The organism is Arthrobacter sp. Z1-9 (assembly GCF_054792695.1).
In genome coordinates, this window is record NZ_CP096456.1 from 3,198,645 (window position 1) to 3,212,379 (window position 13,735).

The 13,735-nt window shown below is 63.3% G+C and carries 11 protein-coding genes and 1 pseudogene; 7 read left to right on the forward strand and 5 right to left on the reverse strand.

What is annotated here, in order from left to right; all coding sequences use genetic code 11:
- Nucleotides 1-57 precede the first annotated feature (57 nt).
- Complete coding sequence (locus M1D93_RS14840; protein ID WP_461172239.1) at nt 58-789, reverse strand: glycoside hydrolase family 16 protein; 732 nt, start codon at nt 787-789, stop codon at nt 58-60.
- Nucleotides 790-1,259: 470 nt separating this feature from the next.
- Nucleotides 1,260-1,355: pseudogene (locus M1D93_RS14845) on the reverse strand (MBL fold metallo-hydrolase); the annotation flags it as partial.
- A gap of 819 nt (nt 1,356-2,174) precedes the next feature.
- Between M1D93_RS14845 and M1D93_RS14850 the strand changes: the two are divergent.
- The 5 genes from M1D93_RS14850 (at nt 2,175) to M1D93_RS14870 (ending at nt 7,942) form a co-directional block, all read left to right on the forward strand.
- Nucleotides 2,175-2,771 carry a GtrA family protein gene (locus M1D93_RS14850; RefSeq protein ID WP_461172240.1) on the forward strand — a complete coding sequence of 199 codons (597 nt, stop codon included), beginning with the start codon at nt 2,175-2,177 and terminating at the stop codon, nt 2,769-2,771.
- Between the two features lie 140 nt (nt 2,772-2,911).
- Nucleotides 2,912-4,576, forward strand: a complete 1,665-nt coding sequence (locus tag M1D93_RS14855; RefSeq protein WP_461172241.1) for a glycosyltransferase family 2 protein — start codon at nt 2,912-2,914, stop codon at nt 4,574-4,576.
- The gene (locus tag M1D93_RS14860; protein ID WP_461172242.1) at nt 4,573-6,075 is read left to right on the forward strand and encodes an ArnT family glycosyltransferase; all 1,503 of its coding nucleotides are present in this window, start codon (nt 4,573-4,575) and stop codon (nt 6,073-6,075) included. Before M1D93_RS14855 ends, M1D93_RS14860 begins: the two co-directional genes overlap by 4 nt.
- Nucleotides 6,076-6,189: 114 nt before the next feature.
- Nucleotides 6,190-7,233, forward strand: a complete 1,044-nt coding sequence (locus M1D93_RS14865; RefSeq protein WP_461172243.1) for a glycoside hydrolase family 26 protein — start codon at nt 6,190-6,192, stop codon at nt 7,231-7,233.
- Nucleotides 7,234-7,321: 88 nt separating this feature from the next.
- On the forward strand, nt 7,322-7,942 hold the full coding sequence (locus M1D93_RS14870; protein WP_461172244.1) for a PIG-L deacetylase family protein: 621 nt from the start codon (nt 7,322-7,324) through the stop codon (nt 7,940-7,942).
- A 377-nt stretch (nt 7,943-8,319) separates the two neighbouring features.
- Here the strand turns inward: M1D93_RS14870 and M1D93_RS14875 are convergent, their stop codons facing one another.
- The 3 genes from M1D93_RS14875 to pdhA are packed head-to-tail and all read right to left on the reverse strand — an operon-like array spanning nt 8,320 to nt 12,175.
- Nucleotides 8,320-9,843 carry a dihydrolipoamide acetyltransferase family protein gene (locus M1D93_RS14875; RefSeq protein ID WP_461172245.1) on the reverse strand — a complete coding sequence of 508 codons (1,524 nt, stop codon included), beginning with the start codon at nt 9,841-9,843 and terminating at the stop codon, nt 8,320-8,322.
- Nucleotides 9,844-9,845: 2 nt separating this feature from the next.
- Nucleotides 9,846-10,958 (reverse strand): alpha-ketoacid dehydrogenase subunit beta, encoded by a 1,113-nt coding sequence (locus M1D93_RS14880; protein ID WP_461172246.1) that lies wholly within the window; start codon nt 10,956-10,958, stop codon nt 9,846-9,848.
- Entirely contained in the window at nt 10,955-12,175 is a 1,221-nt protein-coding gene (gene pdhA / locus M1D93_RS14885; protein ID WP_461172247.1) for a pyruvate dehydrogenase (acetyl-transferring) E1 component subunit alpha, read from the reverse strand. Before pdhA ends, M1D93_RS14880 begins: the two co-directional genes overlap by 4 nt.
- A gap of 264 nt (nt 12,176-12,439) precedes the next feature.
- Between pdhA and M1D93_RS14890 the strand changes: the two genes are divergently transcribed.
- Nucleotides 12,440-13,051 carry a metalloregulator ArsR/SmtB family transcription factor gene (locus M1D93_RS14890; RefSeq protein WP_461172248.1) on the forward strand — a complete coding sequence of 204 codons (612 nt, stop codon included), beginning with the start codon at nt 12,440-12,442 and terminating at the stop codon, nt 13,049-13,051.
- A gap of 400 nt (nt 13,052-13,451) precedes the next feature.
- Nucleotides 13,452-13,694 (forward strand): hypothetical protein, encoded by a 243-nt coding sequence (locus M1D93_RS14895; RefSeq protein WP_461172249.1) that lies wholly within the window; start codon nt 13,452-13,454, stop codon nt 13,692-13,694.
- The last annotated feature ends 41 nt before the right edge of the window (nt 13,695-13,735 follow it).

Genomic DNA, 13,735 nt, shown 5'->3' on the forward strand with positions numbered 1-13,735 from the left:
GCCCTTGGAGTTCCCGGGATGACTGCGCGCCTTTGCTGCTGCAGGAGTGTCGCAGGGCTATTCCTTTGCCCAGATGGCGACCCAATCGACGTGCACGTGGCCGCTGGTTTCGGGCAGCGGGCATCCCGTCAGGCAGGACTCGGTCTGCAGGAGGTAGCGCATCGGCTTGTCCGGGACGAGTGAGGTAGCAACGCCGACGGATACGCCGTCAAGGAAGAATTCGATGCGTCCGGGACTCCACTCGGTGGTGGCGGTGTGCCATGACGACGAAAACGGAACTCCGGGACGAAACACTTGGGTGGTATGCCCGTCAGGGCCGACACCATGCAAGGCAGCATAGATGACACTTGCGAAGTCACCCTCTGGAAAATCAATCTCCCCGTCCTGAGGCCACTGTTTGCTCACAGGCCACAGCAGCCAAGCGGCTTTGAATCCCGGCAATGAGTCGGCCTTGAAACGCACGGAGTAGCGTCCGTACACCTGGCTGTTGTACGGCCACTGGGTAAATCCGGGAAACTTCGGGGACGGTGCAGCACCCATTGAAATGCCGTTTTCCGAGTGCAGGTACATGTCCAGGACGCCGTCATGAACACTCAAGACCTTCGATGGATAGTATCCCGACGTGGCCTGGCCCTTGGGCTGCGTTTTTCCATGAGTATCGGGGGTGCCGTCGAAATAGGTCTCACTCCATCTGTCGCCGTAGATGGCGCCCGGGAAACCGCCAATGGGCACATCTCCCGCCGTGAAGTCCTCTGTAAAGACCTGCCTCCAACCGGGCAGGTCGCCCACCGGCATGGCCTCGGCCAGCGGAGACGGAATGGCCGCAGGTGGGTCTGCGGGAGCTGCAGGCGTGTCCGGGAAAGCTGCAGGTAACTCTGTGGAAGCGGTGGTTGGCTGTGCAGAACCGGAGTCCGGGCTGGCGGGATCCGTGGCTGTCGCTTCTGCACTTTGAGTCGGGGCTGGAGCCAGCGGTGGTTCTGCAGCAGCACCGGGCCCGCCGCATCCGAGAACCGGCAAAACCATCATCAAGACAATGAGGTGGGGCAACGAATGCTTCCGGATCGTCTTCAAGGTCTCGCTCCGTCCAAAAGGAGTTAGTGCATCATCCCAGCTTATAGGCGGGTCAGCACCCCGTCATGAGTATCGTGTACTCGTTTTTCCAACGCTTCCTACTCCTCAGTAGTAGTGGCAGCTGCACGAAGTGGAACCAACATCTACTGATGGAACGATTGGGATAAATCAACATCAAGTGAGAGAGCGTGGAGGGTGGTAGAAGTACCCACCAGCAGGTCGCCGTCGGTATGGCCCCGGCCCAGATGAAACAGAGCGGCGGTCAGCCCGCCCAGGTCCACCAGCCCACATAGTTGTCCGCGGCGGCTCCGTGCCATTCCGACATAGTTTCTCCGCACCTCCGCCAAGCATTGGGGATGTTAGCGGGCACGGCGGAGAGTTCCGAAGATGGGCACATTTCCACTATTTGACGTAAGCCTCACTAAGCAATTGTGTGAAACATTTTCCATGAATGGGTTGCGCTCAGCTGGACAGAAGCTCCACAACCAAGCAAAGAAGCACGACGGCGCACATGCTCCGACTCATTGAGGGGAATTTGGCCACGGCTACTACCAGCACCGGGCAGCCATTTAGACCAAGTTCCAACTGACCCTGCACCAAGCGACGCCTCAAGGAGAGGCGCAGCCGACGGCCCTTTCAGGGGGACACTGATGCCACGGAACTGTCCAATTGTTGTTCGCCAGTAAGCGGGAAAACTATCGCCACTGTGAGCTATTAGAAACAAAGCAATTACAGCGGCATTGGTGGACGAGAATCCCTCTTTCACAATGAAGAGATCTAGGTAGCCCCGTATTTTGAAAACAGGTAGTTGCGTACATGGGAATTTCGGCTAACAGCAACCTAGGCTGACCGTAACGTCGAGCAAACGCGGTAGGAATAGTCGCCTAAACAGCAGTGGTTACAACTACTGCCGCGGCAGATAACATTTCCGCCGCTTTAGGCATGGACCCGGCTGAAACCTTTAACCCGTATTCGTACATTCCAGCCAATAAGTACACCTGACATAACTAAATGTGCCTGAATGCAGTGCCCAATTATGAATTCAGCGATATCGCACCGTGCCTGCCTGAAGACAATACTGTGAACACTTCCCGGGAGCCCCCATGATTTTTGACATGAAGCAGCCGCCTCCCCACGGCTCCAAGTCCCTCGCGCGTCACGATCTTCCCATCGGGGACTTGTCCTCCGAGTTTGGCGAGCGGGAAACCGGAGCAAGTAAGGCGACGTGGGGCAGCCAGGCAAGGGCCGTGTTCCAGTTGGTGAGCCTCCGGATGGGACGAATGTCCCGGTTCGCTGCAGTGGGAGCGCTCGGGACCGTGGTCAACCTGCTCGTCATGGCCCTGCTCGTCCATGCTGGGTTCAACGTCGGCTACGTGGTCGCCGCGGTCGTCGCGGCTGAAATCTCGATTCTGCACAACTTCGTGCTCCAGGAACGGTTCGTGTTCCGCGACATGCGGGACGGAGACAACTCGTTATGGAACCGGCTGGCCCAGCATCTGTTGTTCAACAACGCTGAGGTGTTGGTCCGGCTGCCGATACTGATGCTCCTGGTAGAGACGATGCACGTCTTGGCCCTGCTTGCCCAGGCAATCACGCTTGCCATCGCGTTCATCGCCCGGTTCCTCTTCGTGAGCCGCGTGGTTTACCGTCCTAAGCCGGTTGCGCTCCCCGCCCCATCTGCTCGAGCGGAAAGCCGATAATTTGTCGCCGCCCGCTTCGCAACCCTTTTTGCTGCAACGAGTCCCGCTACGACCGGTCAACACCCCTCTCTAACCATGCCCGGTCGCTGACCCCCAACGCCCGACCTGCTGCCCCAAGCCCTTCAATCGTCTGGAGAGACATGTCGCTCGCCACCCGCACCACATCGCCCATGCACACGCTCGTGGCGCCGCCCAACGACCAGGAGAAGTACGCCTACATCAAGGGACCCCAGCACCGGTGGTTCTTCTGGGCCCACGCCCTGGCATTCGCCGGTATCGCGGTCAGCTTCTACGGCTTCTCGCGCATGGAGTACTGGACTCTGATCTTCCTTATCCCGCTGGCACTTTACGCCGGCGAGACCTTGTTGGGCCTCCGTACATCAACCTACCGGCGCAATGTGACGCTGCCGGACCACCTGTTCACGGTCGAGACGTGGGCTCCCGAGAAGTACCCCTCAGTCGACGTTTTCCTACCCACGGCCGGCGAGCCTTTGGAGATCCTGGAAAACACCTACGTCTACGTTTCCAAGCTCGACTACCCAGGCACGGTCAAGGTTTACGTTCTGGACGACATGGCCCGTGAGGAGGTCCGGGCCGCCGCGATGGCGCACGGCTTCGAGTACTTCGCGCGTCCCGGCAGTGAGTTCAAGAAAGCGGGCAACCTGCGCTACGCCTTCGACCGCACACATGGCGACGTCGTCGTGATTTTCGACGCCGACTTCGTTCCGCGCGCCGAGTTCATCTCCGAGCTCATGCCCTATTTGGATGACCCTCAGGTGGGCATTGTGCAAAGCCCGCAGTATTTCTCCACCCCCAAGTCGATGCACTGGCTGGAGCGGGCTGCTGGTGCCACCCAGGAAATCTTCTACCGCCTCGTTCAGGTCAGCCGGGGCTCGGTCAACGCGGCGATCTGCTGTGGTACGTCGGCTCTCTACCGCCGCACGGCGCTGGACGAGATCGGCGGTTTCCCCCCGATCGGGCATTCAGAGGACGTGTTCACGGGCATCGCGATGAGCAAGGCCGGCTTTCGGCTCCAGTACGTACAGGTAAACCTGTCCCAAGGCATCTGCCCGGACAACATCGATTCATTCATTACCCAGCAGTACCGGTGGTGCGAGGGCTCTATGGAGATTCTGAAGGGCGAGGAATTCCACACTAGCTTGGGCCTGGACGCGCGCCAGCGCCTGTCCTTTTGGTCGGGCTTCTTCTACTACGCCACGACGGCGATGAATGCGTTCTTCGCCCCGCTGCCGATCCTCATCATGATCCTGCTCTTCCCGCAGTACATGGTCGCCGCGAACTTCCTCCCCCTGGTGCCGCTCCTGGCGCTGTGGCTCGTGGCCTACCCCCTGCTGCTCTCCTCGCGCTGGCGGCTCGACGTGCTGCGGGTGCAACTCATCTACTCCTTCACCCACGCGGTGGCGATCTACGACGTCTTCTTCGGGCGGGAATCGGAGTGGGTGCCCAGCCATGGCAGCACCACACCCGCCCCGCTTGCGGTCAAGGTCAAACGCCTTATGGCGGGCTACATCGGCGTCACGTTCGGCGCTGTCCTGGCCGGCCTCGCCTGGCGGCTGTCGCAGCCGGAGTACGCGCTGGCCGATTGGTGGGCCGCCGTGCTCTTCGTAGGTATTAACGCCTACGTCTTCGTGCCGGTTTTCCTTCTGGCACTGGGGATCGATCTGCCCCGCATCAACCTCCGCGCACGCAAGCAACGCAAGGATGCCGAAGTACCCGAGCGACTTTCCGGCCTCGACAAGATTTTCAAAGGAATCCGCGGTAACAGGAAGGGAGCACGAGTATGAGCACTGTCGCTGCGATCCGTCGGGAGGAGAAGACCCCGGTGTGGGGGCTTGCGATCGCCTCGTTCCTGCCCTTGAAGTTGCACCCCATCGCCCATTCATGGATGCGACACCTGCCCCTGGGCCTGATACTACTGGCACAGGTCGCCCTGTCTTTGCGCCTGAGCAACTCAGCATTCGAGGACGAAGCGCTCTACATCGCCGCGGGACACGACTACCTGCGCCAGATCTTCTCGGGAACCCCTGTCACGGTTCCCTATGGAGGCTCCTTCTCGGGCCTACCGATGTTCTACCCGGTTCTCGCTGCGGCGCTGGACACCGTCGGGGGGTTGGGTTTGGTACGCATCTTCAGCCTCGTTTGTATGGTCGTTACGACCCTAGCTATTCGCGCAACAGCCAAGCACCTGTGGGGCAAGCTGCGCGGCAACCTTACTGCTGCGGCCTTCATCGCAACGGGACCGGTACTCTTCCTTGGCTCGCTCGCTACGTTTGACGCCCTCTGCCTGGCGTTGCTTTCAACCGCCGTTTGGATTGGCACCACGCGAGGCACCTACAGCTCGGCTGTGCTTATGGGCGTGCTGCTGGCAGCGGCGGCGGCGGCGAAGTACACAGGGTTCGTCTTCATCCCGCTGGTCCTCGCGATCGCACTGGTAGGCTCGCGGCGCAAGCCAATCCGGGTGATCCTGGCCGCAGCCGTAACGGCCTTAGTTCTGTGGTTGGGTTATTCCTTGCTAGGCCCAGAGATTAGTGACGGGATCGCGTTCACCACGAGCCAGCGCAGCGCGTTGATGCCGGCCTCACTGAGCGACCTGGTGGCCTACCTGATCCAAAACATCGGGCTTCTACTCGTGCTTGCGCTGGCGGGTGCCGCCCTGCTGGCCCGATCGTTTCGCTCGACGCTCCTGACGTTGGCGCTGCTGAGCGGGGGCGCCCTGTTGCCCTTGGCGCAGATGCGGCTGGGGGAGTATGTGTCTTTCGAAAAGCACCTAGGCTACTCCGCGCTGTTCCTTGCCCCCCTGGCCGGCTGCGCCTTGGGAAGCCTAGTTCATCGCCGTTTGGGCGGCCTCCTGGTTGTAGCGCTGGTCTGGATTCTTGCCCTAACAGGCCTCGCTCGGTCTTGGGCAATGTACCAGTGGCCGGACGTGCGCCCCGTCGTGGAGTTGGTCGAGAAGGTGGAGGCTCCTCCCGGTCAGTACCTGGCCCCGGCGGCGGCCCGCACCCTGGCGTACTACACGGCAGACGACCCGGGCATCGTGTGGGCTGAGCACTACGGGTTGTTCGACAGCGGCCAAGAGGCCATGCGCGCCTCCGTCGACGAGGGGACCTTCCAAATGATCATCCTGCGATCGGGGTCCACTGGAAACGTGAACGAGGACTCGCGCACCTCTTTCTTCCGTGACGTGGTGGTTAACAGTGACAAGTACCGACTCGTCGCCGACCCGTTCCCGGTCCGTCAGTACGCTGAGGAAAACTGGCTCGTCTACGAACTCGTCACCCCCTGACCCATGTACGACAAGTTCCTTTCCCAGAAGCTCTCGCGGCGATTACTCCTGTTGGCTGCGGCAACCGGTGCGGTTTCCCTTGGCCTGCCCCTCAGCAGATACGTAGGCAGGCTCATGGAAAATGAGCTCTACACCCGCTGTTCCTTCGGCGCTTACGCTGACAACACTGCGGGGCACGAGGCCCTGGAAAATCGAGTCGGGGCGAAGCTGCAGCGCTACGTCACTTTCCAGGATCTGCCCTCCGTCGGCGGCGGAGACGGCTGGCCTCAGACCGACGCGGACTGGTGCGCCCGTACGGGCCATGACTTGGTCATCGCTTGGGACATTCACTCCAACATCAACCTCAGCGGTGACCAGCTCTTGCGTGGGGATATCGACAAGCAGCTCGACTCCTTCTTCCTGAAGGCCAAGGCCTTTCCGAACAAGGTAGTTCTGCGCATGTGGTGGGAGTTCAACGACGGCCGGGGCCGCAAGGTCGGCAAGAACCGGACGGCCTGGCCGGGAGGCTACGGCCAGTGGCGTGACGGCTGGCGCTACGTCGTCAACCGTGCCAAGGCAAACGGTGCGCACGTTAGTCAGGGCGGCAACGTCTCCTTCTTCTGGTGCGCTAACGGTTCGGACAACAGGGGCCTGCGTATGGAGGAGTTCTGGCCGGGACCCGAGTACGTGGACATGATCGGTCTCGACACATACAACGACCACCGGGAACTGTGGACGGAGTTCGCGGACAAGATCCAGCCGATGATGGATCGCATCCTGAAGCTGCCTGGGGCGAGCGGCAAGCCCCTCGGCATTGGGGAGACGGGGTCCCTGGACAGCAACAACGGCAAGGCCAACTGGTACCGCAACCTGTTCTTGACTACACGCTGGCCAGACCTGAAGGTGGTCGACTTCTTCTCCACCAAAAAGGAGGCGGACTGGCGGATCGACTACCCCGAATCCCTCCGCCTCGTCAGTGCCGAGTTCCTGCCGAAGTCCCCGCCGGACGCTTGGAGCGGCACCACAACGACAGCCCTGCCGACGTCGATACTTCTAGCCCAAGCTGTCGGTTCCCTAGGTCATTTACTGGCGTTGCGGCGTAACGGCCCGCATTCAGCCGCTATCAAAACTTACCGCCACCCTAAGCACCCACTAAGCCCGAGGAGGCTGCCAGCATGACGACCACCGCCATCACCCCCGCATCAACTGGCCCACAGACCAGGACGCTTCTGGGGAACGCCTACGGCCTCGTAGGAACGAGTGCCCCATGACCAGCGTCCTGGCAATCGGTAGTCACCCCGACGATATCGAGCTGGGCTGCGGCGGCACACTGGCCCGGCATGTTTCATCCGGCGACGAGGTCCACATGCTCGTCATCACCACCGGCGAGTCCGGGCCCGGCGAGGTCAGTGCGCGTGTCCAAGAGCAGATCGCTGCCGCCGAAATCCTGGGAGTGCCTCCGGAGCACCTGTTCTGGGGCGAACTGCCTGACGGCCGGGTGAGCAACTACGAGCTGGAGCTTGTGCACACCATCGAGCGGGTCATGACCCAGACGCGGGCGGAGGTCGTGTACACCCACGGCTGCCTGGACAGTCACCAGGATCACCGTGCGGTAGCCGAGGCGACCTGGGGCGCGGCCCGGCATGCGCGCCGCGTCCTCTGCTACGACAGCCCGTCCAGCCACTCCTTCAACCCCAGCGTCTTCGTGGACATCACCAGCACGCTGGACAAGAAGCATGAGGCGCTCAAGGCCCACGCGAGTCAGGTCGACAACTCGCGTATGGCATCGACGTCGCTGGTGATAACCCAAGCGGGCTACCGGGGCTTCCAGGCCCGGGTGGAGGCAGCCGAGGGGTTCATGCCCCACAGGCTGCTCCTCGACGTCTAGGGCAGACTCCCGCAACGTCGAAGCCGGGCGTCGGAAAGGACCGACGCCGATGGCAAGCGCGGCGAAGAAGCTGAGTATGCTGCCTTTCGTACGACGGCGGCGGGCGCCGCCGTCGTACGACTCACCGTTGCGAGAGGTACTGCCACCTCGACTGGGAGAGCGTCGAAGTGGAACCGACATCTACTGATAGAGCGATCCGGTAAAACCAACATCTACTGATGGAGCGATCGGGGACAACCGACATCGAGTGATGGAGCGTTTGGGTTAAACCGACGTCAAGTGATGGAGCGTTTGGGAAAAAGCGACGTTAAGTGAGAGAGCGTCCGGGGGTGGGCGTGGTCGGGGTGGGGGGTGGGAGTCGGGAGGAATGGGGCGGGTTAGAGGTCGGCTAAGAGGTTGTTGGGGTTTTCGATGGCGTCGGCCACGAAGCGGAGGAAGCCTGCCGCCGTGCCGCCGTCGCAGACGCGGTGGTCGAAGGTGAGGGTCAGTTCGGTGACTTTCCGGACGGCCAGTTCGCCGTTCACCACCCACGGCTTGTCGATGATCCGGCCGACACCGAGGATGGCCACCTCCGGGTGGTTGATGATCGCCGCCGACCCGTCCACCCCGAACACACCGTAGTTGTTCAGCGTGAAGGTGCCGCTGCCCAGCTCAGTGGGGGTTGCCTTACCTTGGCGTGCGACGTCGGTGAGCCGCCGGATCTCCGCGTCCAGTTCCCGGGCGGTCAGCTTTTCCGCGGCGCGGACCGAAGGAACCACGAGGCCGCGGTCGGTCTGGGCGGCGATCCCGAGGTTGATGCCATCGAACGAGACGATCTCCTGGGACCCGTCGGCCGAGGTTTCGATCCGGGTGTTCAGCTCCGGGTACTTTTTTAGCCCGGCGGTGATAAAGCGGGCAATGAACGCGAGCAGGCCGGCCACCTGGGCACCGCTGGCCTTGAGTTCCTCCCGCAGTTCCACCAGCGCGGTGGCGTCGACGTCCACCCAGACAGTTGCCTCGGGGATTTCAGAACGGCTGCGGGCCATGTTGGCGGCAACGGCCTTGCGCACTCCCCGAACAGGAGTCCGCGAAGAGATGGCCAGGCCGGTGCGGGCATCGGTAGATGCAGCTTTCCCGTTAGTGGTTTCGAGAGGCTCCACCGCGGGCTTCGGCTCAGCCACCGGTACGGGCTCGACCACCGGCGTGTGAATGGCCTTCTCCACGTCGCGGCGCATTATCAGCCCGCCCTCGCCGGAGCCGGGGAGCTCGCCGAGGTCCACGCCGTGCTCCCGCGCCATGCGCCGGACCAGCGGTGAGATCACCGCACCGAGCTTGCCGGGTACGCGGGTGCGCAGGAGGGAAAGGTCCAGGTCGGCATTCGCCGCGGGGCCGCCGTCGGCCGCCCCGTCCTCCAGGGGAAGGGTGCCGACAGACCCGGCCCCGGAACCAACGGACTCTTTGCGTGCCCGCGTCCGCCGGGCAACGCCGTGGCCGCCCGGGGTGCCGTAACCAATCAGCACATTGCCGGAGCCCGCCTTTTCCTCTTCGCGGTACGACTCGGCCTCGGGGTGGGTTTCCTCAGTCTCCTCCACCGACTCCCCGAGCTCGGTCTCGTCAGGCTCAACCACCGGCTCCGCGGGTTCAGCAGGCCCACCCACCGGAGCAGGCCCACCCACGGAAACAGGCGTCACCGAAATCAGCGGCTTCCCAACATCCAGCGTCTCGCCCGGCTGCCCGTGCAGCTCCGCCACAATCCCCGCATAAGGGGAAGGCACCTCAACAGTGGACTTCGCCGTCTCCACCTCGGCAATCGGCTGGTCCACGGAGATCGAGTCCCCCACCGAGACGTGCCAGGAAACGAGTTCGGCTTCGGTGAGGCCCTCGCCCAGGTCCGGCAACAAAAACACACGCGTTTCACTCATGGTCAGTTCTCCCACTGAAGGTCGTCAACGGCGTCGAGGATGCGGTCCACGCCGGGCAGGTAGTACTTTTCAAGCTTCGGCGCCGGGTAGGGAATGTCGAACCCGGTGACGCGGCGGATGGGGGCGGCGAGGTAGTGGAAGCAGCGCTCCTGCACGCGGGCCACGATCTCGGAGGACACTGACGCGAAACCGTGGGCTTCGGCGATCACCACGGCCCGGCCGGTCTTCCGCACGGACTCGCAGACAGTGGCGTCGTCGAACGGGACGATGGTGCGCACGTCGATGACTTCCAGCGAGCGCCCTTCCAGCGCGGCCGCCTCGGCCGCGGCGAGCGCGGTCGGAACGGACGGCCCGTAGGCGATCAGCGTGGCGTCGGTTCCGGGACGGGCGACGGCGGCGCGGCCTTCTGAAGACTGGCCCGCCGAAGCAGCAGCAGAGTGGGCAGACCGCAGCTCAGCCAGATCAACCAGGTCCTTGGACCAGTAGAGCTTCTTCGGCTCCATAAACACCACGGGATCATCCGAATCAATGGCTTCGCGCAGCATCCGGTACCCGTCGGCCACGGTGGCCGGGGTGAACACCTTCAGGCCGGCGGTGTGGGCGTAGTAGGACTCGGAGGAGTCGCAGTGGTGCTCCACTCCCCCGATGCCGCCGCCGTAGGGAACCCGGATCACCAGGGGCAGCTTCACGGCGCCCTTGGTGCGGTTGTGCATCTTGGCCACGTGGCTGATGATCTGCTCGAACGCCGGGTAGGCGAACGCGTCGAACTGCATCTCGATCACCGGGCGCATCCCGTTGATGGCCATGCCCACGGCCATGCCCACGATGCCGGACTCGGCCAACGGGGTGTCGAAGCAGCGCTGCTCCCCGAAGGTTCTGGTGAGCCCGTCGGTGATGCGGAAGACCCCGCCCAGCGTCCCCACGTCCTCGCCGAACACCAGGACCGAAGAATCAGCGTGCATGGCGTCGGCCAGCGCGGTATTCAACGCCTTGGCAAGCGTGACCGGCTGGGGGCCGGCGGCTTCCGCGGAGGCAGCGGCCGAGGCAGCTGCCCGGGCAGTCGCCGCAGAAACGTTGCCGTTGGCCTCGGATGAGGTGGTGATAGTGGGGCTCACTTGCCGGCCTCCTGTGATGATGCTGCGTCGCGGGCGAGTTCGTCGGCGAGCAGGGCGGACTGTTCCTTCAGCTGGGGCGTGGTCTTGGCGAAGACGTGGCGGAAAAGCTCCTGCGGGTCCACGGGCACGTCCTCGCTGAGGCCGTCACGCAGCTGCGTGGCAACTGCCTCCGCCTTCTCGCGGATCCGCGCCTCGCCGTCGTCGTCCAACAGCCCGCGGTCCGTCAGGTAGGTGCGCATCCGGTTCACCGGGTCCTTGGCCCGCCACTCCGCAACCTCAGCGCTCTCGCGGTAGCGGGTGTCGTCGTCGGCGTTGGTGTGGGCCTGCATGCGGTAGGTGTTGGCCTCCACGAGCAGGGGGCCGGAGCCTTCCCTGGCCAGTTTCACGGCCCGGTCCAGGACGGCGAGGAGCGCCACGACGTCGTTGCCGTCCACGCGTTCGCCGGCCATGCCGTAGCCCACGGCCTTGTGGGCGAGCGACGGCGCCACGGACTGGTGTGCCAGCGGCACCGAGATGGCGTACTTGTTGTTCTGGACGAAGAAAATGACGGGCAGGTGGAAGACGGCGGCGAAGTTCAGCGCTTCGTGGAAGTCGCCTTCACTGGTGGCGCCGTCGCCGCACATGGCCAGCACTACGGTGTCCTCACCTCGGAGCTTGGCTGCGTGGGCCACGCCGACGGCGTGGAGCAGCTGGGTGGTGAGCGGGGTGCACTGGATGCCCACTTTGTGCTTGAGGGGGTCGAACCCGCCGTGCCAGTCGCCGCGGAAGATGGTCATCACCTGCACGGGATCAACGCCGCGGGTCATCACGGCCACGGCGTCGCGGTAGGTGGGGAACATCCAGTCGCCCTCGGAGAGGCACAGCGCGGCCGCCACCTGGCAGGCTTCCTGGCCGTGGCTGGACGGGTACACGGCCATGCGGCCCTGCCGGACGAGTGCGGAATTCTGGTCGTTGACGCGGCGTCCGACGACGAGCTGCTCGTAGGCTGCCAGCAGCTCCTCATCGCCGGGCAAAGGGTACTCGTGGCCGGGTTCGGTGCCCTGCTCGCCTTCGGGCTTGAGCCGGCCGGCCGGGTCCACCATCTCGATCTGGTGCCGGGCGGGAAGCATGTAATCCTCTGCCGTGATGCCGAACTTCTTGGCGGCCTCGGTAAGGGCGTCCTCGGCGGCCGCGTTGCTGGTGTGGTCCGGTGCGGTGTGGTTCGCGGAGATCGTCATCGTTCCGTCCTTCTGTTGCCACTATTACTTCCCAGTATCGGCCCACGGAAGGTTTCGTATCCAGCACCTGGAGGAATCGTGGAGAAGCTGCCCGATTCTGCCCGTGTTGGGAGACGAATTGCCAGCGTGAGCTGGATTACCCGCGGGGACGGTAGACGAATTGGCGGCCATGCACGGCAAATCCTCATCTTTGGAGCCGGATTTCCGGCCGGGAGCCGGGCAACGGAGGATAATGGCGTACAGGCCCTACAGGGAGCAAAGCGCATGAGCAGGTATGACACGGACATGAAGAGCCACCAGGCGATGACGGACGGGCTTCACGGCGGAGGCGCCGACCCGCCCATGTCTGCTGCGGCCGAGTTGTTCAAGGCCGTGGCCCATCCGGTCCGGGCGCAGATTCTGGAGTTGCTCTCCCACGGCGAGTCCACCATCCCGGAATTATGCGAGCGCACGGGAGTGAAGGCGACGCACCTGTCCCGGCACCTGGCCCAGATGCGCGGGCAGCACCTGATTCAGTGCCTGCGTGCAGACGGACGCCTAGTGTACCGGCTGGCGTACCCGGAAGCCGCCGAACTGCTTGCCGCTGCCCGCTCCGTACTTGAGGCCCGGACCGCGGCCGCTATCACTAGCCTCCGCCCCCTGCCGGAGGAACTGCCATCCACGGCCCTCTGGGACGATCAGTTCCTGGCCCTGGAGGAATCACTGGTATCACGTTCGGTGATTGCGGAGGCGTGCGAGCAGATAGCGGCACGAAGCGGTTGCACCCCCGAGGAAGCAGCCGGACGGCTCATCATGACTGCCTGCAACCGCAACTGCACCCTGCTGGAAGCGGCGCGGGACGAACTTCGCAACGGGCAGGAACCCGACCGTACCTGACCGGGCGGGTCCGGCCCGGCTGAGGGCCGGAAGGGACCTATCGCTTGGCTTCCAGTCCCGTAATGGTTCGTCTGTTATATAAATAAGCCTTGACCTTCTCTGTGAGTGGGGCCACACTCGGATTGGTCGATTGACGAAAACGTCTTTTGGTCAACATTATGAAAGTTCGTTTTAGCTTCACACAGCAGAAGGCTCCGCACCAGGTGGCAGGGATATCCTCTATGGGGGCTCCTGGATGCGGCGATGGACGCGGAGGGGACAGCGTGGTCCCCTCCGCCTCTGACACTTTCCCGATCAGCCCTTCCTGCGGCTGACGGGAACGGGAACAACCAGCGCCATCCGTCGTGCATCTGCGCGGCGGCATTTCATCCAGGAGAAATGACAAAGGGTGGTATCCGGAATGGGCATTGACAAGGTGTGGGACCGGCTCGAGCCAGAAACGCGGCAGTGGCTGATCGACAATCCCGGGTGCAGGATCCTTCCGCGGGCCGTGGTGGCGGCGATCACCAAGGCCACCGGAGTGGAGTTCGACCAGGACCGGCACGGTGAAACTCTCCTCTCCCCCGCCGACTGCGACTTCATCCGCTCCGCAGCTAACCGGGAGGACGCGCGCCGCAGCGAGTCCTCGTTCCCGCGGTCCTGACACCCTTTCGTATTCAGCCTGTTCGGTAACGGCAACACCAT

Coding starts and splice junctions, on each gene's coding strand:
- M1D93_RS14870 (WP_461172244.1), top strand. CDS start 7,322: ATGACCAGCGTCCTGGCAATCGGTAGTCACCCCGACGATATCGAGCTG.
- M1D93_RS14875 (WP_461172245.1), bottom strand. CDS start 9,843: ATGAGTGAAACGCGTGTGTTTTTGTTGCCGGACCTGGGCGAGGGCCTC.
- pdhA (WP_461172247.1), bottom strand. CDS start 12,175: ATGACGATCTCCGCGAACCACACCGCACCGGACCACACCAGCAACGCG.
- M1D93_RS14855 (WP_461172241.1), top strand. CDS start 2,912: ATGTCGCTCGCCACCCGCACCACATCGCCCATGCACACGCTCGTGGCG.
- M1D93_RS14850 (WP_461172240.1), top strand. CDS start 2,175: ATGATTTTTGACATGAAGCAGCCGCCTCCCCACGGCTCCAAGTCCCTC.
- M1D93_RS14860 (WP_461172242.1), top strand. CDS start 4,573: ATGAGCACTGTCGCTGCGATCCGTCGGGAGGAGAAGACCCCGGTGTGG.
- M1D93_RS14865 (WP_461172243.1), top strand. CDS start 6,190: ATGGAAAATGAGCTCTACACCCGCTGTTCCTTCGGCGCTTACGCTGAC.
- M1D93_RS14895 (WP_461172249.1), top strand. CDS start 13,452: ATGGGCATTGACAAGGTGTGGGACCGGCTCGAGCCAGAAACGCGGCAG.
- M1D93_RS14890 (WP_461172248.1), top strand. CDS start 12,440: ATGAGCAGGTATGACACGGACATGAAGAGCCACCAGGCGATGACGGAC.